The sequence below is a fragment of the Streptomyces mobaraensis NBRC 13819 = DSM 40847 genome (genome assembly GCF_017916255.1).
Lineage (GTDB): Bacteria > Actinomycetota > Actinomycetes > Streptomycetales > Streptomycetaceae > Streptomyces > Streptomyces mobaraensis.
Genome location: NZ_CP072827.1, coordinates 4,821,909 through 4,842,735 on the forward strand (window position 1 = coordinate 4,821,909; position 20,827 = coordinate 4,842,735).

The following is a 20,827-nucleotide window of genomic DNA, read 5'->3' on the forward strand; positions in this document are numbered from 1 at the left end:
AGGGTATGACCGGTTTGCCGGAGCCGCTACCGGGAGGGTGTGTGGTATTACGTTCCGTGCCCGGCGCCCCGGCGGCGGATCTTGCTGCCCAGCCAGACCAGCGGGTCGTAGGAGCGGTCGACGACCCGCTCCTTCAGCGGGATCAGCGCGTTGTCGGTGATTTTGATGTGCTCGGGGCAGACCTCCGTGCAGCACTTGGTGATGTTGCAGTAGCCGAGCCCGTGGTCCTCGCGGGCCGCCGCCTTGCGGTCGACGCCCGCCTCGGCGGCGGCGTCCAGCGGGTGCATGTCCAGCTCGGCGACGCGCATCAGGAAGCGCGGCCCGGCGAACGCGGGCTTGTTCTCCTCGTGGTCACGCACCACATGGCAGGTGTTCTGGCACAGGAAGCACTCGATGCACTTGCGGAACTCCTGCAACCGGTCCACGTCCTGCTGCCGCATCCGGTACTCGCCCGGCTTCAGGTCCGGCGGCGGGGCGAACGAGGCCACGTCCCGCGCCTTGGCGTAGTTGTACGACACGTCCGTCACCAGGTCCCGGACGACCGGGAACGCCCGCATCGGCGTCACCGTGACCGTCTCCGCCGGGTCGAACACCGACATCCGCGTCATGCACATCAGCCGCGGCCGGCCGTTGATCTCCGCGCTGCACGAACCGCACTTGCCCGCCTTGCAGTTCCAGCGGACGGCGAGGTCCGGCGCGGCCGTGGCCTGCAGCCGGTGGATGATGTCGAGGACGACCTCACCCTCGTTGACGGCGACCTCGTAGTCCGTGAGGCCGCCGCCGCCGGCGTCACCCCGCCACACCTTGAAGCGGGCCTGATAACTCATCGGGTGAGCTCCTCGTCCGTCAGGTACTTCTTCAGCTCGTCCTTCTCGAACAGCTCCAGCAGGTCGGGGCGCATCGCGGGCGGCTCCTGCCGCTCCAGCCGGATGCGGCCCAGCGCCGGGTCCTCGGCGGCCGGTTCGGTGCTGTCGTCGGCCAGCCGGCAGACCAGCCGCGCCTTGCGCCAGCGGCGGTCCATGCCCGGGTGGTCGTCCCGGGTGTGCCCGCCCCGGCTCTCCGTCCGCTCCAGCGCCGCCCGCGCCACGCACTCGCTGACCAGCAGCATGTTCCGCAGGTCAAGCGCCAGGTGCCAGCCCGGGTTGAACTGCCGGTGCCCCTCGACCCCGGCCCGCCGGGCGCGGGCCCGCAGCCCGGACAGCCGGCGCAGCGCCTCCTCCATCTCGGGCGCCTTCCGGATGATCCCCACCAGGTCGTTCATCGACTGCTGGAGCTCCTGGTGCAGGGCGTACGGGTTCTCGGCGGCGCCGCCGGTGCTCTCCTCGGCGCCGAACGGCCGCAGCGCCTCCGCCTCCGCCGAGGCCACGTCCGCGTCGGAGACCGCCGGCCGCTCCGCCGCGACCAGCCCGGCCGCGTACCGGGCCGCGTACAGGCCCGCGCGCCGCCCGAACACCAGCAGATCGGAGAGGGAGTTGCCGCCGAGCCGGTTGGATCCGTGCAGTCCGCCCGCCACCTCGCCGGCCGCGAACAGGCCCGGCACCCCGACCGCCGCCGCGGTGTCCGGGTCGACCTCGACGCCGCCCATCACGTAGTGGCAGGTCGGGCCGACCTCCATGGCCTCCGCGGTGATGTCCACGTCCGCCAGCTCCTTGAACTGGTGGTGCATGGACGGCAGTTTGCGGCGGATGACGTCGGCCGGCATCCGCGTCGAGACGTCCAGGAACACCCCGCCGTGCGGCGAGCCGCGGCCCGCCTTCACCTCGGAGTTGATGGCCCGCGCCACCTCGTCGCGCGGCAGCAGCTCCGGCGGCCTGCGGTGGTGCTCGGGGTCCGTGTACCAGCCGTCGGCCTCGTCCTCGGTCTCCGCGTACTTCTCCTTGAAGACGTCCGGGACGTAGTCGAACATGAACCGCTTGCCGTCGCTGTTGCGCAGCACCCCGCCGTCGCCGCGGACCGACTCGGTGACGAGGATGCCCTTCACGGACGGCGGCCAGACCATGCCGGTCGGATGGAACTGGACGAACTCCATGTTCACCAGCCGGGCCCCGGCGAGCAGCGCCAGGGCGTGTCCGTCGCCGGTGTACTCCCAGGAGTTGGAGGTCACCTTGAACGACTTGCCGATGCCGCCGGTGGCCAGCACCACGGCCGGCGCCTCCAGGACGAGGAACCGCCCGGACTCGCGCTCGTAGCCGAAGACGCCGGAGACCCGGGCGGCGCCGGAGACGCCGTCGCGGTCGCGGAGCACCCGGGTGACCGTGCACTCCTGGAACACCTTCAGCCGGGCCTCGTGGTCCCCGTGCCGCCGGAAGTCCTCCTGCTGGAGGGCGACGACCTTCTGCTGGAGCGTGCGGATCAGCTCCAGGCCGGTCCGGTCGCCGACGTGCGCGAGGCGCGGGTACTCGTGCCCGCCGAAGTTCCGCTGCGAGATCCGCCCGTCCGGCGTCCGGTCGAAGACCGCCCCCCAGGTCTCCAGCTCCCACACCCGGTCCGGGGCCTCCCGCGCCAGCAGTTCGGCCATCCGCCAGTCGTTGAGGAACTTGCCCCCGCGCAGCGTGTCGCGGAAGTGCACCTGCCAGTTGTCGTTCGCGTTCACATTGCCCATGCAGGCGGCGATGCCGCCCTCGGCCATCACCGTGTGCGCCTTGCCGAACAGCGATTTGCAGATCACCGCGCAGCGCAGCCCCTGCTCACGGGCCTCGATCGCGGCACGCAGCCCGGCGCCCCCCGCGCCCACCACGACCACGTCCCAGGACTGCCGGTCCACCCGAGTCATCAGTAGGTCTCTCCTAGAAGAAGCGCGGGTCGTCGAACACGCCGCCGGCGACCAGGTACACGTACAGGTCCGCCAGCGCGACACTCGCCAGGGACGCCCAGGCGAGCACCATGTGACGGGCGTTCAGCCGGCTCACCACACCCCACATGCGGTACCGCACGGGGTGCTTGGAGAAGGTGCGCAGGCGCCCGCCGACGATGTGCCGGCACGAGTGGCAGGAGAGCGTGTACGCCCAGATCAGGCCGATGTTGGCGAGCATGACGAGGGTGCCGAGACCCATGTGGCCCCAGGCGCCGTGCTCGTCGCGGAAGGCGAGGACGGCGTCGTAGGTGAGGATGCCCGCGACGATCACCGCGAAGTAGAAGAAGTACCGGTGGATGTTCTGCAGGATCAGCGGGAAGCGGGTCTCCCCGGTGTACTTCGCGTGCGGCTCGGCGACCGCGCAGGCCGGGGGAGAGGCCCAGAACCCGCGGTAGTACGCCTTGCGGTAGTAGTAGCAGGTGAGCCGGAAGCCCAGCGGGAAGATCAGGATCAGCAGCGCGGGCGACAGGGCCCACCAGGAGCCGAAGACCTCCCAGTCGGCGCCGTCCTTCATGGGGACGCAGCGCTCGGCGAGGCAGGGCGAGTAGAACGGCGAGACGTAGGGCGCGGCGTAGTAGCGCTCGTCGGCGAACGCCCGCCAGGTGGAGTAGACGACGAACGCCAGCAGCCCGGCCGCCGTGGCCGCGGGCGGCAGCCACCAGCGGTCGCGGCGCAGGTGGCGGGGGGCGATCGAGGCCCGTGAGGAGTGGTGGACGCCGCCGCGCGCCGGGGAGCCGGCGGCGGCGGACGGTCTGGGGTCGGTGCCAGTGGACAAAGGGACTCCGTCGAGGAGCGGGGGTGTGGGGACGCCGGGCGCGGGGCGGGGTGACCGGGGGGCCGCCGGCGGCGCTAGGGGGCGCGGGAGCCGATGCCCTCCTCGTCGGCGTCCCGCCACAGCGCGGGGTCGTACGGGGTGTCGGGGATCTGCACCATGGCCGGGCGGGGGCGCTCCGGGGGCTGGGACTCGCACAGGAGCGTCAGGCTCTCGCGCAGGTGGCCGGCGTCGGAACGCATCCGCCGCAGCTCCGGGCCGCCGCTGCCCAGCCGGAGCTCCAGCCGGCCGAGGGCGCGGTCGAGCTCGCCGAGGCAGCGCTGAACCGCTGTCAGGTCGTCGTTCAGGGACACGGATCTGCCCTCACTTCCGCGGAACGGGCGGTTGCGGGTGGCGACTGCGATGCGACAGAGAGTGTCGCGCGTCACACCCCTTCAGGGGAAGATAGCGGCCTCGATTGCACCTTCGCGGGAGCGCATTCCTTGCGAGCCCTGCCGCTGCCCAAACGTTCGTCCAGGCGGGTGGCGTGCGCCGGGGAGGCGCCGTGTCGGCACCCCGTTCGCGCGGGCCGTCGCTTTCAGTGGTCGGCAGTAGATCCGATCAACGGCTCATGCGACCGGCTGGTCGGCTCCCTGATCGTGGACCCGGACCCCGTACGGCGGAGGTTGTCGCCCGTGTTCCCCCTCTCGACGAGCAAGCGGCCCCGCGCCCGCCGCCTCCGCCGCACCCGCCGTTCCGCCGCCCTGCTCGCCGCGGGCGCGCTCCTGCCGCTGCCCGCCCTGGCCGGCTGCGGCGGCTCCGGGGAGAGCGCCGAACCACCGCCCGGCATCCAGGACGTGGCCGCCGCACCGCGCGCGAAGGTCGCCGACAAGGGCACGCTGACCTGGGCCGTCGACGCGCTGCCGGCCACCTACAACACCTTCCAGTCGGACGCCGACGCGGCCACCCGGCAGGTGGCGGGCGCGGTGCTGCCCGCCTTGTTCACCCTCGACGGCCGCGGGCGCCCGCAGCGCAACCCCGACTACCTGCTCTCCGCCGAGGTGGTGGCGCGCGAGCCCCGGCAGGTCGTCGTCTACCGGCTGAACCCGGGCGCGGTGTGGAACGACGGCACGCCGATCACCGCCGCCGACTTCGAGGCGCAGTGGAAGGCGCTGCGCGGCCGGGACAGCGCGTTCTGGTCGACGGGCAACGCCGGCTACGACCGGATCGAGAAGGTCGAACGCGGCGCGGACACCCGCGAAGTGAAGATCACTTTTGCGAAGCCGTACGTGGACTGGGTCTCCCTCTTCACCCCGCTCTACCCCCGGGCGGCGATGGCCACCGGCAACGCCTTCAACGACTCGATGCGCAAGGAGCTCAAGTTCGCGGCCGGCCCCTTCCAGGTGGGCGAGCGCAACGACGGGCAGGGCACGCTGACGCTCGTCCGCAACCCGCGCTGGTGGGGCGACCGGGCCAAGCTCGACCGGCTGGTGCTCCGCGCGGTGCCGCGCGGCGAACGGGCCGACGCGCTGGCCAACGGCGGCGTCGACCTCGCCGACGTCACCCCGGCGGCGGCCGGACGGATCGACCGGGCCAACGCCCCGGCGAAGAAGGCCGACGACGCCAACAAGCCGGAGGCTGCGGCAGGGCTGCGCGACCTCGTCGTCCACCGCGCGCTGGAGCCGGTGTGGACGCAGCTCGCCCTCAACGGCACCTCCGGCCCGCTGGCCGACGAGCGGGTGCGGCGGGCCGTCGCCCGGGCCGTCGACCGCAAGGAGCTCGCCCGGTACGTCCTCGGCACCCTCGGGCTGCCGGCCGACCCGCTGGGCAGCCATGTACTCGTCGCCGGGCAGCCCGGCTACGAGGACAACAGCGACGCCGTCGGGCCCACCGACCCGGGCGCGGCCCGGGACCTGCTCGCCGACGCCGGCTGGAAGGAGGGCCGGGGCGAGCCGGCCGGGCGGGGGCCGGCGCGGGCCGACGGGGCGGGGGCGCGGCATGGTCGGGATGACAAGGCCGAGCCGCATGGGGCTCTGGACCCGGCGTCCCTGGGGATTCCGACCTCACCGGCTCCCGGGTCGGCTCCGGAGCCGGCGGCCGGGGTGCCGGCCGACAAGCCCGAGAACCTGCCGGAGCCGGGGGACGCGGGGGAGGAGGACGGGCCCGGGGGCGGTGCCGGGGTCGGCGACGACAAGAGCGTCCGGGACGCCGGGGGCGGCAAGGGGAGCGCGGCGAAGACCGTGCCGGTCCGGTTCAAGGACGGCAAGCGGCTGGCGCTCCGGTTCGTCCTGCCCAAGGGCACGGGCGCGGAGCCGCTGCGGCAGGTCGGGGAGCGGATCGCCCGGCAGCTCGACGCCGTCGGCATCCACACGGACCTTGTCACCGTCGACGACGCGGGCTTCTTCCGCGACCACATCGCCTCCGGCGACTTCGACCTCGCCCTCTACTCCTGGCCCGCCAGCGCCTTCCCCGCCACCGACGCCCGGCCCATCTTCGCCAAGCCGCGCCCTGCGGCGGACGGGTCGCTCCAGGTGGAGCAGAACTACACCCGGGTCGGCACCGACCAGATCGACCGGCTCTTCGAGCAGGCGTCGACGGAGCTGGACGCGGAGGCCTCGCGGGATCTGGTGGTGCGGGCCGATGCCCGGATCTGGGCGGCGGCGGGGTCCGTGCCGCTGTACCAGCGGCCGGAGCTGGTCGCCTCGCGGCGGGCGTTGGCGAATGCCGGGGCCTTCGGGCTGGCCACGCCGCGGTATCAGGACATGGGGTTCCTGCGGTAGGGGTACCCCGGTCCCTCCCTTTCTCCGTTTCCTGGGGACCGCGGCCCCAGACCCCCCTTGATCGCGGCTTCACCGCTCGTCCCCAAGCGCCGGACGGGCTGAGTGGTGCGGGTGAACCCGCAGGTCAGCCCGGTCGGCGCCCTCCCCGGGCAGCCCCGCCCCGCGGTTCCCCGTACCATGGAGTAAAGGCCGTGGCTCGATCGCCCGGCAGGCCCGCGTACCGGACCGGACGCGCGGGCATCCACGATCCCGGGAGAAGCGCCGCAAGTATGCCCACGCGCCACGACATCCGTAACGTCGCCATCGTCGCCCACGTCGACCACGGCAAGACGACCATCGTCGACGCCATGCTCAAGCAGGCCGGCGCCTTCGCCGCCCACCAGCTGGACTCCGTTGACGACCGCGTCATGGACTCGAACGACCTGGAGCGTGAGAAGGGCATCACGATCCTCGCCAAGAACACGGCGGTGAAGTACCACCCCAAGGACGGCGGGGCCCCGATCACCATCAACATCATCGACACTCCCGGCCACGCCGACTTCGGTGGTGAGGTCGAGCGCGGTCTGTCGATGGTGGACGCGGTCGTGTTGCTGGTCGACGCCTCCGAGGGCCCGCTGCCGCAGACCCGCTTCGTGCTCCGCAAGGCCCTGCAGGCCCGGATGCCGGTCATCCTGTGCATCAACAAGACCGACCGGCCGGACTCCCGCATCGACGAGGTCGTCAACGAGACGTACGACCTCTTCCTGGACCTGGACGCGGACGAGGACCAGATCGAGTTCCCGATCGTCTACGCCTGCGGCCGTGACGGCATCGCCTCGCTGACCAAGCCGGAGGACGGCACCGTCCCGGCGGACAGCACCAACCTGGAGCCGTTCTTCTCCACCATCCTGGAGCACGTCCCGGCCCCGACGTACGAGGAGGACGCGCCGCTCCAGGCCCACGTCACCAACCTCGACGCCGACAACTTCCTCGGCCGTATCGCGCTGCTCCGCGTCGAGCAGGGCGAGCTGCGCAAGGGTCAGACGGTCGCGTGGATCAAGCGCGACGGCACCATGCAGAACGTCCGCATCACCGAGCTGATGATGACCGAGGCGCTCACCCGCAAGCCGGCCGAGGTGGCCGGCCCCGGTGACATCTGCGCCGTCGCCGGTATTCCGAACATCATGATCGGCGAGACCCTGGCCGACCCGGAGAACCCGGTCGCGCTGCCGCTGATCACGGTCGACGAGCCGGCGATCTCCATGACCATCGGCACGAACACCTCGCCGCTGGTCGGCCGTGGCGGCACGGGCAAGGGCGCGGACGCCAAGGCCGCGGTCAAGGACCGCAAGGTCACCGCCCGCCAGGTCAAGGACCGCCTGGACCGCGAGCTGATCGGCAACGTGTCGCTCCGCGTCCTGGACACCGACCGCCCCGACGCCTGGGAGGTCCAGGGCCGCGGCGAGCTGGCGCTGGCCATCCTCGTGGAGCAGATGCGCCGCGAGGGCTTCGAGATGACCATCGGCAAGCCGCAGGTCGTCACCAAGCAGGTCGACGGCAAGACCTACGAGCCGGTCGAGCGCATCACCATCGACGTGCCCGAGGAGCACATGGGCGCGGTCACGCAGCTCATGGGCACCCGCAAGGGCCGGATGGACAACATGTCCAACCACGGCTCCGGCTGGGTCCGGATGGAGTTCGTCGTGCCGTCCCGCGGTCTGATCGGCTTCCGTACGGAGTTCCTGACCAACACCCGCGGCACGGGCATCGCCCACTCCATCCACGAGGGCCACGAGCCGTGGTTCGGCGAGCTGAAGACCCGCAACAACGGTTCTCTGGTCGCCGACCGCGCCGGTGCCGTCACCGCGTTCGCGATGACGAACCTCCAGGAGCGCGGCGTGCTCTTCGTCGAGCCGGGCACCGAGGTGTACGAGGGCATGATCGTCGGTGAGAACTCCCGCTCCGACGACATGGACGTCAACATCACCAAGGAGAAGAAGCTCACCAACATGCGCTCCTCCTCCGCCGACTCCTTCGAGGCGATCGTCCCGCCGCGCAAGCTGTCGCTGGAGCAGTCCCTGGAGTTCTGCCGCGACGACGAGTGCGTCGAGGTCACCCCGGAGGCGGTCCGCATCCGCAAGGTCGTCCTCGACCAGAAGGAGCGCGGCCGCTCCGCGTCGCGCGCCAAGCACGGCTGAGTCGCGCCGAGCACGGCTGAGTCGCGCCGAGCACGGCCGAGTGGCTCCGAGCACGGCTGAGTCGCGTCAAGGGGCGCTGACTTGACGTCAGTTCGCCGCTGACCCGGACCGGTGACGCAGAGGCCCGGCACCCCGCGAGGGGTGCCGGGCCTCTCGGCGTTTTCCGGCCACGGTGCACGAGTCGTCCGGATAACGGACGCTCCCCTCCCGATGTGGCGTCAACAGCCCGTTTCGTACGTGTCTGTCTGGGCCGTCTTTGTCCGTATTTCGGGCATGTGGCAGTGATCGATGTGACCAAAGCGAGACCCAGTAAGTGTGGTTTAAGGAGCGGCGGTGCTCAATAGTGGGGCCATTAGCTCGGGTCAATGGGTCACGCGCTGTGGGGAGTGCGGGGGCTCACGAGCACATTCGGGGGTTCCGGTTCCTGTTTCCGCTGTCAGGGGTGTCAGCGTATGGGGACCGGTTCCTCCTATCTGGTGACAGTGGACTCCTGAGGAGGGATACCCATGCGCGGTGCCAAGAGCGCCAAGTGGGTCGTGGGTGCGATAGTCGTCGCGATGGCGGCGACTGCCTGTGGCGGCGGCAACAAGGACGATGACGAGGGCAGCGCGGCCGTTGACCCCAACGGCGTGTTCAGCTACTACAACACCGAGCCGCAGCGCGGACTCATCCCGACCAACACCAACGAGGTCGGCGGCCACTACATGATGGCCAACATGTTCCGCGGCCTGGTCTCCTTCGACATCGACAACAAGCTGCAGATGGCGCAGGCGCAGAGCGTCGACACCACTGACAACCAGCACTACACGGTCAAGCTGAAGCCGGGCTGGAAGTTCCACAACGGCGAGACCGTCACCGCGAACTCCTTCGTCAAGGCGTGGAACTGGGCCGCCAACGCCAAGAACGCGCAGCTCAACTCCTCCTGGTACGAGTCCATCAAGGGTTACGAGGACGTCCACCCGGAGAAGGGTGACCCCAAGGCCGACACGATGTCGGGTCTGAAGGTCGTCAACGACAACGAGTTCACCATCGAACTCTCGCGTCCGGTCTCCACCTTCAAGCAGCGGCTCTACTACGACGCCTTCTTCCCGCTGCCCGAGGCGTTCTACAAGGACCCCAAGGCCTTCGGTGAGCACCCCATCGGCAACGGCCCGTACAAGATGGAGGGCTCCTGGGCCCACAAGGTCGAGCTGAAGGTCCGCAAGTTCGCCGACTACAAGGGCGACGACAAGCCCAAGAACGGCGGCATCGACTTCAAGTTCTACAGCAAGGACGACGCGGCCTACGCGGACCTGCTGTCGGACAAGATCGACATCATGTACCAGGTGCCCAACTCCCAGGTGGGCAAGTTCCAGCAGGACCTCGGCAAGCGCGCCATCAGCCAGGCGTACGGCGGCAACACCAACATCGGCTTCCCGCTGTACGACAAGGAGTGGGGCAAGCCGGAGAAGGCCAAGGTCCGTCAGGGCCTGTCCATGGCGATCGACCGCGAGACCATCGCCAAGACCGCGCTCAAGGGCAGCAAGGACGCCGCCACCGGCTTCACGCCGAAGGGCATCCCGGGCTGGCAGGACGGTGCCTGCGGCGAGTTCTGCAAGTTCGACCCGGCCAAGGCCAAGGACCTCATCAAGCAGGGCGGCGGCGTCCCCGGCAACAAGGTGACCATCACCTACAACGCCGACGGCGCCAACAAGGAGTGGGTGGACGCGGTCTGCAACGACATCCGGCAGAACGCCGGCGTCGAGTGCGTGACCGACGCGAAGTCCACCTTCCAGGAGTCGCGTGACCTGATCACCGAGAAGAAGCTCAGCAACCCGTTCCGTATGGCGTGGGTGATGGACTTCCCGAACATCGCGAACTTCGTCACCGAGCAGTTCCGTACCGGTGCCGGCGCGAACGACATGGGCTACAGCAACAAGGACGTCGACGCCCTGATGAACAAGGCGGACGAGGCCAAGACGCCCGAAGAGGCCAACAAGGGCTACTTCGAGGCGGAGAAGAAGCTCATGGAGGACATGCCGGCCATCCCCCTCTTCACCGACCACACCGTCGCCGGCTACTCCAAGCGCGTGCAGAACGTGAAGATCGACTACCAGCGCCAGGCCATCTGGACTGAGGTCGAGGTCAAGAAGTAACCGGGACGTTTGCAGTGACGCAGGCCCAGTGGCCGTCCGCCTCCCACGAGGAACAGGCGGCGGCCGCTGGGCCCGTCGGCGACAGGAGGAACGATGGGGCGCTTTGTCGCGAGGCGACTGCTCCAGATGATCCCGGTGTTCATCGGGACCACGCTGCTTATTTTCTTGATGGTGTATTCGCTGCCGGGCGACCCCGTCAAGGCGATGTTCGGCACGAAGGCGGCCGATCCGGCGACAGTTGCGAAACTGCGCCATGACTACGGGCTGGACAAACCCCTGATCCAGCAGTACTGGGACTACATCAGCGGTCTTTTCCAGGGCGACTTCGGGCAGAGCTTCACCGGCCGGCCCGTGGCCGACCTGCTGGCGGACGCCTTCCCGGTGACCATCCGGCTGGCGCTGTTCGCCTTCGTCATCGAGCTGGTCTTCGGTATCGGCCTCGGTGTGCTCACGGGCCTGCGGCGCGGCAAGTTCCTGGACCAGGCGGTCCTGATCTTCACGCTGATCGTGGTCTCCATCCCGGTCTTCGTGCTCGGCAACATGGCCCAGTTCCTGATCGGTGTGAAATGGAAGCTGGTGTCACCGACCGTCAGGGACTCGGAGGACCTCACCCAGCTGATCCTCCCGGCGGTCGTGCTCGCCCTGCTGTCGCTGGCGTACGTCACCCGGCTGACCCGGACGACCGTGGCGGAGAACCTCCGCGCCGACTACATCCGCACCGCGGTGGCCAAGGGCCTGCCCCGGCGCCGCGTCGTCGGGGTGCACCTGATGCGCAACTCCCTCATTCCTGTCGTCACGTTCCTCGGCACCGACCTCGGCATGCTCATGGGCGGTGCGATCGTCACCGAGGGCATCTTCAACGTGCCCGGCGTGGGCAACACGCTCTACCAGGCCGTCATCACCAGTGAGGGCCCCACCGTGGTGGGCGTCGTGACGGTGCTGGTGCTCGTCTACCTCGTGAGCAGCCTGGTCGTCGACCTGCTCTACGCAGTCCTGGACCCGAGGATCCGCTATGCCTGACAACAAGACCCCCGAGGTGACCCCCAGCAGCGTCATGGGCGCCGGCCCGAACCTGTCCGGCGGCTCCGACACCGCCGCCGCGAGCGTGGCGGCCGCCGCAACACTCGCCTCCATGGCCGACAAGCAGACGTCGTCCGAGAAGCCCCGCAGCCTCGGTCAGGACGCCTGGCGCGAGCTGCGCGGCAGCTGGCTGTTCTGGGCGTCGAGCGTCCTGCTGGTCCTGCTCGTCCTCATGGCCGCGTTCCCGACGCTGTTCACCGACGTGGACCCGCGCCAGGCCGACCTGCGCAACCACTACCTCACCGGGCCGAACTGGTCGCACTTCTTCCAGGCGGACTGGTTCGGTTACAACGTCCAGGGGCAGAGTGTCTACGCGCGTACCGTCCACGGCGCCCGGGCCTCGATCATCGTCGGTGTCTGTGTGACCCTCGCGGTCACCGTCGTCGGCGGCATCATCGGGATGCTCGCCGGGTACTTCGGCGGCTGGCTCGACACCGTCCTCTCCCGCATCACCGACGTCTTCTTCGGCATCCCGCTGCTCCTCGGCGGACTGGTGCTGCTCCAGGCGTTCACCAACCGCACCGTGTGGACGGTGACCTTCGCCCTGACCGCCTTCGGCTGGATGCAGATCGCCCGTGTCATGCGCGGTGCCGTCATCACCCAGAAGCAGGCGGACTTCGTCACCGCCGCCCGGGCGCTCGGCGCGGGGACGGGCCGGATCCTCTTCCGGCACATCCTGCCGAACGTGCTCGGCCCGGTGATCGTGGTCGCCACCATCGCGCTCGGCGGCTACATCGCCACCGAGGCGACGCTGTCCTACCTGGGCATCGGACTGAAGGACCCGACGGTCTCCTGGGGTGTGGACATCTCCGCCAGCCAGAAGGACCTGCGCGACGGTCCCCACGCCCTGCTCATGCCGGCCGGCTTCCTCAGCCTCACCGTGCTCGCGTTCATCCTGCTCGGCGACGCGGTGCGCGACGCCCTCGACCCCAAGCTGCGCTGAGGGAGGCGTACGTGACCACCATCGAGAAGACCGCGGACGCCCCCGAGCGGAAGGGCCCGGACGCCGGGCCGCTGCTGGAAGTCCGCGACCTGCACGTCGAGTTCCACACCCGGGACGGCGTGGCCAAGGCCGTCAACGGCGTCAACTACTCGGTCAGCGCCGGTGAGACGCTCGCCGTCCTCGGCGAGTCCGGCTCCGGCAAGTCCGTGACGGCACAGGCCATCATGGGCATCCTCGACATGCCGCCCGCGAAGATCCCCAAGGGGGAGATCCTCTTCCGCGGCCAGGACATGCTGAAGATGTCCGCCGAGGAGCGCCGCAAGCTCCGGGGCGCGAAGATCGCCATGATCTTCCAGGACGCGCTGTCCTCCCTGAACCCGGTGCTCTCCGTGGGCTACCAGCTCGGCGAGATGTTCCGCATCCACCAGGGGCTGTCGAAGAAGGACGCCAAGGCCAAGGCCATCGAGCTGATGGACCGCGTCCGGATCCCGGCGGCCAAGGACCGGGTCGGGGACTACCCGCACCAGTTCTCCGGCGGTATGCGGCAGCGCATCATGATCGCGATGGCGCTGGCCCTGGAGCCGGACCTGATCATCGCCGACGAGCCGACCACCGCCCTGGACGTCACCGTCCAGGCACAGGTGATGGACCTCCTGGCCGAACTCCAGCGGGAGTTCAACATGGGGCTCATCCTCATCACCCACGACCTGGGTGTCGTCGCCGACGTCGCCGACAAGATCGCGGTGATGTACGCGGGCCGGATCGTCGAGACCGCGCCCGTCCACGAGCTGTACAAGCGCCCGGCCCACCCGTACACCCGGGGCCTGCTCGACTCGATCCCGCGCCTGGACCAGAAGGGCCAGGAGCTCTACGCGATCAAGGGCCTGCCGCCCAACCTGCTGCACATCCCCGCGGGTTGCGCCTTCAGCCCGCGCTGCCCCAAGGCGCAGGACATCTGCCGTACGGAGATCCCGGCGCTGCACGACGTGGCGGAGGCGGACGGCGCGGCACTGCCGGGCCGGCGGAGCGCCTGCCACTTCTGGAAGGAGACGATCCATGGCTGAGACCGGCAAGAAGCCCGGCGCGAAGTCCGCCGAGCAGGACGCGGCCGTGGACGCGACGCCCAACGTCTCCGACGTGCACGTGGCCGACGCGAGCACGACCGCCGAGGTGGAGGCCGTCCTCGAAGCGCCCGTCGAGCGCGGCGAGCCGATCCTCCAGGTGCGCAACCTCGTCAAGCACTTCCCGCTGACGCAGGGCATCCTGTTCAAGAAGCAGGTCGGCGCGGTCAAGGCCGTGGACGGGGTCTCGTTCGACCTCTACCAGGGCGAGACGCTGGGCATCGTCGGCGAGTCCGGCTGCGGCAAGTCCACCGTGGCCAAGCTGCTGATGACGCTGGAGCGGGCCACCGCGGGCGAGGTCTTCTACAAGGGCCAGGACATCACCAAGCTGTCGGGGCGGGCGCTGAAGGCCGTGCGCCGCAACATCCAGATGGTGTTCCAGGACCCGTACACCTCGCTGAACCCCCGGATGACCGTCGGCGACATCATCGGAGAGCCCTTCGACATCCACCCCGAGGTGGCCCCCAAGGGCGACCGCCGGAAGCGGGTCCGCGAGCTGCTGGACGTCGTCGGCCTCAACCCGGAGTACATCAACCGGTACCCGCACCAGTTCTCGGGCGGCCAGCGGCAGCGCATCGGCATCGCGCGCGGGCTGGCGCTGAACCCCGAGATCATCATCTGCGACGAGCCGGTGTCCGCGCTGGACGTGTCGGTGCAGGCGCAGGTCGTCAACCTGATGGAGAAGCTCCAGGACGAGTTCAACCTCTCCTACATCTTCATCGCCCACGACCTGTCGATCGTCCGGCACATCTCCGACCGGGTCGGCGTGATGTACCTGGGGAAGATGGCCGAGATCGGCACCGACGTGCAGATCTACGACCACCCGACCCACCCGTACACGCAGGCGCTGCTGTCGGCCGTCCCGGTGCCCGACCCGGACGCGCGGGAGGGTCGCGAGCGGATCATCCTGTCCGGTGACGTCCCGTCGCCGGCCAACCCGCCGTCCGGTTGCCGGTTCCGCACCCGCTGCTGGAAGGCACAGGACAAGTGCGCCGAGGAGGTGCCGCTGCTGGCGGTGCCGGAGGTCTTCGCGGGCAAGGAGATCCCGGCGGCCCACGAGTCGGCGTGCCACTTCGCCGAGGAGAAGCAGGTGGTGGGCGCGGCGTAACCGCGCCGTCCGCCCGTCGCGTTCGTCAGGGGCTTCCCGGCCGGTCCGGGGAGCCCCTGACGCGTGTCAGCGACTGACGGCGACCGGGAGGGTGAGGAAGCCGCGGAGCGTGGGATGGGGTTCGCGGAGGCCCGGGCGGGCGGGGGTGGCGTCGGGGTGGGCGGCGGCGAACTCGGTGAGGAGGACGCGCGCTTCGAGGAGGGCCAGGGGGACGCCGAGGCACGCGTGGGGGCCGAGGCCGAAGGCGAAGTGCGGGTTCGGGGTGCGGGAGAGGTCCAGCAGGTCGGGGTGCGGGAACACCTCGGGGTCCCGGTGGGCGGAGCCCAGCAGGACCCGGACCCGGTCGCCGGCGGCCAGGCGGCGTCCACCGAGCGTCGTCGCGGACGTCACCGCCCGGTCCTGGGCCTGGAACGGGCTGTCGTAGCGGATGAGTTCGTCCAGCGCGGCCGTCAGCCGGGGGCCGTTCACGGTGGCGAGGCGGGGGAGGGACCCGGGGGTGCGGACGAGGGCGTTCAGGGCGTTGCCGAGCAGGCGCGGGCCCGAGTTGAGCGCGGCGAAGAGCAGCGCGCACAGCGCTCCGGTCAGCGCTTCGAGGGCGACCGCGCGCTCGGCCTCGTGCAGCCGCAGGTAGCGCAGGACGCCGCCGCGGCGGTCGCTGCCGCCGTGCGCGTACCGGTACTCGGCGCGCAGCATCTGGCCCAGCAGGGCCCGGGCGCGCAGTCCGGCCTCGGCCTCCTCGGGCGTGGCCCCGGCCGTCATGCCGCGGGCGGCGTCCCGGCAGGTGTCGAGGAAGCCGTCCCGCCGGGCGAGGCCGCCGCCGAACAGCGCCCCGGCGGCGTAGGAGGCGACGGGTACGGCGAGGTCGGCCACGAATTGCGTCTCCGTCCGGCCTTCCCGCGCCGTGAGCAGGTGCCGGGTGAACTCCCGTACGTCCGCGGCGAGCTGGCCGAAGTCCTGCGCCCGGAAGGCGTCGGTCAGCAGCTCCCGCACCGGCGCCCGGTCCTCCGGCGCGAGCGTGCCGGAGCGCTCCGGCACGAGCGCTCCGGCGTCCCGCAGCCGGCGCGGATCGGCGGTGAACAGCGCGTCGTCCCGGAGCACGGCCAGGCAGTCCTCGTAGCGGGATATCACCCAGAGCCCGGTTTCCGGATGGCGGTGTACCGGGTCCTCTTGCCGCAGCTTGGTATAGACCTGATAGGGGTCCTGGAGAAAGGCCGGGGAAAGCGGGTCGAAAAGCGCGCCGTCGGGTGCGGGTGACCCCGCGCAATTCCCGGGCACGGGGGATTCCCTGGTACACATCCGCCCCGTCCCCGGATGCCGTGGTTCCGGCTCGCTCATCCGTCTTCCTCCTCGTCGTCCGCGACCGCCGAACTGCGCTGCAACCGACGGGGGTTGGTAATTGAATGCGAGACGACGCATCGTACTGAGGGGGCGGGGCCCGGGGACAGGGAAAGGGCCGAACGGAATCGGAGGAATGGTCGCCGGATTTCTCCCGGCTCAGTTCACCAGCAGCGCCATGTCCCAGCCGGCGTGCGCCCGGCCGCCGTTGGCGTAGGCGTCGAGGGCGAGGGCGGTGCCGGCGGCGCCGTCGAGGAAGCCGGGGACGTCGGCGCCCTCCGGGGCGTTCCGGACGGAGGCGCGGAAGCCGAAGCGGTTCTCCTCGCGGAAGTGCCCGAGCGTCATGGCCGCGAGTTCGTCGACGACGGTGTCGAGACGCTCGTCGTCGATGTGCTCCCGGAGCAGCCCCAGGACGTGCAGCGCGCCGCCGGTGCCGTGGCACAGCCCGGCGTCCTCCAGCCCCCAGGCGGGCAGCGGACGGTCGAGGAGGGGGAGCAGGGCGCGACGGGCCAGCTCGTGCCAGTCCGGCCGGCCCAGGGCGAGGGCGGCGAGCTGGACGGCGCGCGCGATGCCCGGGGAGCCGTAGCACCAGGAGGGCCGCTGCCGGGGCGGCGCCGGTGCGCCGGGCCCGGCGGCCCAGTCGTCCGCGGTGAGGTACGGCGGCCACCGCAGCCCCTCGCCGTCGGGCACGGCCCACGTCTCCAGCAGCCCGACGAGGGCCTCGACGGCCTCCTCCTGCCCCTCGACGGTCACGCCGGCCCGCCAGGCCAGCGAGAGCAGGGCGAGCGGCCCGCTCACGCCGTGCGAGAGGCCGAGGTTGAGGTGGCCGTCCGGGAGTTCCGCCTCCTGGCCCGCCCTGGGCGCGGCCCGCGTCCACCAGTGCGGAACCGTGTGCCCCCGCCGGGTGATCCCGCCCAGCGCCATGGCGGTCAGGTACCCCAGCACCGCACGGGTCTCCTCCGCGGCGCTCTCGCCCCGGGCGAGGAGGTGCCGGCCCAGGCCGCTCATGCCGCGGATCAGCTCGAACTCGGCGTTGTCGGCGACGGGTTCGTCCGGTACCGGGGGGAGCGCCTCCCGGACCAGGTCCCGGTGGTAGGCGTCCAGGCGGGCGAGCGCCTCGCGGTAGCCGCCGGTGGCGCGATGGGCGATCAGCAGGGCGTAGGCCGCGGCGCTCGTGGTGGCGTAGAGGCCGCCGGGCGGGTTGTCCCCCGAGGCCACCGCCGCCAGCGACCGCCGCAGGTGGGCGTGGGCGTGCGCGACGTGCGAGGGGTGGCGCTCGGTGGCGCCGCTGAAGGCGAGCGAGACGGCGGGGAAGCCGTTGGCCAGGGACAGGGGGACCCAGAGACCGTCGGCTTCCGTGCCCGGACCGGCCGGAAGGTCCGGATAGCCCGTGCCGGCCTCGACGGCCTCCGGGTCCGTGAGCCGGCCGAGGACCCGCGCGGCCACGGCACGGGCCTCGTCGGCATGGCGTGGTGCCCGCACGTCAGACGTCCTTTCGGGGGCTGGTGCCGGTGTGGCGGCGGCGTCCGAGGTGGTCGCGTGCGATGCCGCGGAGGACGGCGTACCCCCGCTCCTCGCCGTCCCGGTCGATGCCGAACAGCCGGTTGTGCTGCATGTGGAGCAGACCGAGGAGGGCGGCGGTGTCGTGCGGCACCACCAGCGGCCCGTAGGCCCGGCCCGCCGGGGCACCGGCCCACAGCTCCTCCAGGTGGGGCGCGCCCAGGAGGGCGGCGAGGCCGGTGGCCGCCCGGCCCGGCAGGACGGCCTCCCTGGCCGCCGCGCGGTGCCGCTGGAACGCGCTGTGCTCCGCGCCCTTGGAGAAGACGGCATCCACCCAGCCGCACCAGTCCCAGTCGCCCAGCGATTCCAGCAGGGCGGCGTGGTTGGCGGCGGCCAGGACCTCGTCCGGCGGCCGGGGGCCGCCCCGCGCGCGCAGGGCGAGTTGGCCGAGCGCCGAGCGGCTGTCCAGGTGGAAGAGGCGCTCGGCGTGCGGCAGCGCGTCGGGGCCGCCGTAGCGGCCGGTCTCCGGCTCGTAGGTGTCCAGGACCAGCCGGCGGAGCAGCCCGGCGTCCTGCCAGGACCGGGCGTGCCGGGCGAGCGCGGGCAGGAGGCGGCCGTGCAGCGTCCCGGGGTCGCCGTGGAAGCGGAGCCGCAGGTGCGGGTCCGGGTCCCGGTACCGGAGGAAGAACCACCGGTCGGCGTCCTCGCCGGCGTCCCGCACGAGGCGGGGGAGCCACCGGCCGAGGAGTTCGGCGTGGGCGTCCTCCGCGGCGTACAGCTTGGCGTAGAGCCAGTCCTCGCCGGGGAGGTGCCGTCCGGCGCGGGGGGACGGCGCGACGGTCCCGGGCGCGGCGGGTTCCGGCCCGGCGGGCTCGGGGCGGTGGACCAGCGGGACCACCACCTCGGTCCGGTGCCCGTGGGCCCAGCCCAGTCCGGTGCCGTCGGCCGACGGGTCCTCGGTGACGAGGAAGGGGACGGCGGTGCGGACCTCGTGCCGCAGCACCGTGCGGTGCCAGGGGTCGTCGAGGTCGAGGCCGTGGCCCCGGTCGTCGAGGACGAGCTGGACGTGGCGCGGTATCCCGTGGCGGTCCCGCCAGGCGGCCACCGCGGTGTCCCAGCGGCCGGGGTCGGCCGCCGCCGCGCGCAGGTGCCGGTCCGGCTTCCAGCGGCGCGGGCAGAGGGTGACCCGGCCGAAGGTCACCCGGGGGAGGGCGGGCAGGTCCTCCAGCCCGTACCAGTCCCAGCCGGTCCACGGCCGCCCCCGCCCGTGACCGATGTCGATCAGCAACCGGGCCGGGCCGGGGGCCAGTTTGTGCGGGTTGACCATGTGGGGGACGACCGGCAGGACCGTCCGGCCGGTCGCGGGGTCCGTCAGCCGCAGCCCCGAGGCGTCGACGCCGACGAGCAGCCGGCGCCAGTCGAGGTGGCCCGGCAGGGCGGGATCGGCGTACACCCCGACCGGGATGCGGTGCGGCACCAGCGCGGGGACGCGCATCGGGTTGAGCGCGCGCGGGTCGTGCGGGCGGAAGACGACCTGGGCGGGCAGGGCCCGGCCGTCGTCGAGCCGGCCGAGCAGCCGGGCCAGGTCCTCGGTGGCACCGGTGACCCCGGCGAACCGGGCGACGGTGGCACCCGCGGTCCACGAACCCGTGTGCGGGCCCGCGATCAGCCGGAACTCGCCCCGGTCCAGGGCCTGGAGGTCGTCGGCGAGCAGGTGGAAGCAGAGGTCCAGCGACTGCGGCGGTGCCGTCCGCCGCTCCGCCTCCGACGGTTCGTCCTGCGCCAGCAGGGCCAGCACATCGGACGTCAGCCGCAGTTCGCCGTCGTGTGCGGACATGGCCTCCTGCACCAGCTCGGCCAGCAGCAGGCGGCGCCGGCGGGCGGTGTCGTCCCGGGGGTCGTGCGGAGGCGGCGCGGCGTCGGGGTCGCGGTAGGCGGCGGGCAGGCCGAGGCCGCGGTGCGGGTCCGTCAACTCGCCGAGCGGGACCAGGCCGGTCGTGCCGTAGCGGTCGACGAACGCGTCCTGGTAGTCCCGCAGATGTGGCAGGGCCGCCCAACGGGGCGAGAGCGTCCACATCATGGAGGCGTACCGCCGGACCTCCTCGGCGACGGCCTCGGGCAGGCGGACGTCGGCGACCGCGCCCAGGTCGACCTGGACGGGCGGGGTGCCCGCCGGGCGGTCGGGGGAGAGGGCCGCCACGGCGGTCCGCCATGCCGTCTCCCCGGCCCCCGGGTCCACCCGTTCGTACGCCGCGAGGGCGGCCCGGGCGCCGCGCAGTTCGGCGACGGCGTCCGGCAGTCCGGCCACGGCCTCCTCGACCCGGTCGAGGAGCCGGCCGTCGACGTCCGGCTCGCCCAGCGAGCACAGCAGGAAGCCGTGCCGGAGCAGTTGGGCCAGGGCGCCGTCGACGCGCTCGGCCGGCACCTCCGGGAACGCCGCGGCCGCCTTCGCGATCAGTTCGCCGTACGGGACCGGGGCGGCGGCGGTCTCGCGGGCCCAGTCGACCAGGGCGTTGCGGCGCACGGAGGTCTCGCCCCGCCCGGCCGCCAGCAGCAGGCGGTCGCCGCGGACGCGGCAGAGGTCGTTGGCGGCCACGGAGATCCGGTGCCGGACCTCCGGGACCGTCAGCCACCGCCGGACGCGTCCCTCCAGCCAGGTGCCGTCGACCCGGACGGACTTCCGGCCCGGTCCGGTGACCTCCGCCCGCGCGGGTCCCGTTCCGGCGACGGCCACCCCGGCGAAGAGGCCGAACGGGGTGGGACGGCCACTGTGGCGCAACGCGTACCGGGTGAGGGACAGTGCGGTGCGGGTGAGGTTTTTGGGGCTCAGCCGCTCTCCGGCGTTCAGCCGGTCGAGGGCGTCGGCGAGGCTGCCGCTGGCGACGCGTACCGCCTCGCGCAGCAGCGGGTCGGAGGCGAGCCGGCGGATGTGTGCCCACGGGTCCGTCTCCCCGGTGGGGAGGTACCGGGTGCGGGGAGCGCCGGCCATGCGGACGAACAGCGGCCCGGCGGTTTCGTAGTGGTCGTACGGCAAGCCATGCCC

At 71.8% G+C, this 20,827-nt stretch carries 14 protein-coding genes; 7 read left to right on the forward strand and 7 right to left on the reverse strand.

Features of this window, described 5'->3' with window-relative positions; all coding sequences use genetic code 11:
- Positions 1 to 47 precede the first annotated feature (47 nt).
- The 4 genes from J7W19_RS20865 to J7W19_RS20880 form a co-directional block, all read right to left on the reverse strand.
- Positions 48 to 827, reverse strand: a complete 780-nt coding sequence (locus J7W19_RS20865) for a succinate dehydrogenase/fumarate reductase iron-sulfur subunit (RefSeq protein ID WP_004941864.1) — start codon at positions 825 to 827, stop codon at positions 48 to 50.
- Positions 824 to 2,773: a fumarate reductase/succinate dehydrogenase flavoprotein subunit gene (locus J7W19_RS20870; protein ID WP_004941862.1), complete on the reverse strand. Its 1,950-nt coding sequence runs from the start codon at positions 2,771 to 2,773 to the stop codon at positions 824 to 826. Before J7W19_RS20870 ends, J7W19_RS20865 begins: the two co-directional genes overlap by 4 nt.
- A gap of 13 nt (positions 2,774 to 2,786) precedes the next feature.
- The gene (locus tag J7W19_RS20875; RefSeq protein WP_004941859.1) at positions 2,787 to 3,629 is read right to left on the reverse strand and encodes a hypothetical protein; all 843 of its coding nucleotides are present in this window, start codon (positions 3,627 to 3,629) and stop codon (positions 2,787 to 2,789) included.
- Positions 3,630 to 3,703: 74 nt separating this feature from the next.
- A complete protein-coding gene (locus J7W19_RS20880; RefSeq protein WP_004941856.1) occupies positions 3,704 to 3,979 on the reverse strand; it encodes a hypothetical protein in 276 nt (91 codons plus the stop codon).
- Positions 3,980 to 4,300: 321 nt separating this feature from the next.
- On the opposite strand from J7W19_RS20880, the gene J7W19_RS20885 reads away from it, so the two are divergent.
- The 7 genes from J7W19_RS20885 (at position 4,301) to J7W19_RS20915 (ending at position 14,949) form a co-directional block, all read left to right on the forward strand.
- Positions 4,301 to 6,385 carry an ABC transporter family substrate-binding protein gene (locus tag J7W19_RS20885; RefSeq protein WP_004941852.1) on the forward strand — a complete coding sequence of 695 codons (2,085 nt, stop codon included), beginning with the start codon at positions 4,301 to 4,303 and terminating at the stop codon, positions 6,383 to 6,385.
- Positions 6,386 to 6,654: 269 nt separating this feature from the next.
- Positions 6,655 to 8,562, forward strand: a complete 1,908-nt coding sequence (typA, locus tag J7W19_RS20890; RefSeq protein WP_004941850.1) for a translational GTPase TypA — start codon at positions 6,655 to 6,657, stop codon at positions 8,560 to 8,562.
- A gap of 506 nt (positions 8,563 to 9,068) precedes the next feature.
- Positions 9,069 to 10,697, forward strand: a complete 1,629-nt coding sequence (locus tag J7W19_RS20895; RefSeq protein WP_004941846.1) for a peptide ABC transporter substrate-binding protein — start codon at positions 9,069 to 9,071, stop codon at positions 10,695 to 10,697.
- A gap of 93 nt (positions 10,698 to 10,790) precedes the next feature.
- On the forward strand, positions 10,791 to 11,717 hold the full coding sequence (locus J7W19_RS20900; protein WP_004941843.1) for an ABC transporter permease: 927 nt from the start codon (positions 10,791 to 10,793) through the stop codon (positions 11,715 to 11,717).
- Positions 11,710 to 12,720 carry an ABC transporter permease gene (locus tag J7W19_RS20905; protein ID WP_004941840.1) on the forward strand — a complete coding sequence of 337 codons (1,011 nt, stop codon included), beginning with the start codon at positions 11,710 to 11,712 and terminating at the stop codon, positions 12,718 to 12,720. The genes J7W19_RS20900 and J7W19_RS20905 overlap by 8 nt, the downstream gene beginning before the upstream one ends.
- A gap of 11 nt (positions 12,721 to 12,731) precedes the next feature.
- A complete protein-coding gene (locus J7W19_RS20910) occupies positions 12,732 to 13,784 on the forward strand; it encodes an ABC transporter ATP-binding protein (protein ID WP_004941835.1) in 1,053 nt (350 codons plus the stop codon).
- Positions 13,777 to 14,949 carry an ABC transporter ATP-binding protein gene (locus J7W19_RS20915; RefSeq protein WP_004941832.1) on the forward strand — a complete coding sequence of 391 codons (1,173 nt, stop codon included), beginning with the start codon at positions 13,777 to 13,779 and terminating at the stop codon, positions 14,947 to 14,949. The genes J7W19_RS20910 and J7W19_RS20915 overlap by 8 nt, the downstream gene beginning before the upstream one ends.
- Positions 14,950 to 15,015: 66 nt before the next feature.
- On the opposite strand, the gene J7W19_RS20920 is transcribed toward J7W19_RS20915, so the two are convergent.
- The 3 genes from J7W19_RS20920 to J7W19_RS20930 form a co-directional block, all read right to left on the reverse strand.
- Positions 15,016 to 16,077 carry a cytochrome P450 gene (locus J7W19_RS20920; RefSeq protein ID WP_040888758.1) on the reverse strand — a complete coding sequence of 354 codons (1,062 nt, stop codon included), beginning with the start codon at positions 16,075 to 16,077 and terminating at the stop codon, positions 15,016 to 15,018.
- Positions 16,078 to 16,443: 366 nt separating this feature from the next.
- A complete protein-coding gene (locus J7W19_RS20925; protein WP_051072533.1) occupies positions 16,444 to 17,766 on the reverse strand; it encodes a lanthionine synthetase C family protein in 1,323 nt (440 codons plus the stop codon).
- 1 nt (position 17,767) lies between these two features.
- Positions 17,768 to 20,818, reverse strand: a complete 3,051-nt coding sequence (locus tag J7W19_RS20930) for a lantibiotic dehydratase (protein WP_004941823.1) — start codon at positions 20,816 to 20,818, stop codon at positions 17,768 to 17,770.
- Between the last annotated feature and the right edge of the window lie 9 nt (positions 20,819 to 20,827).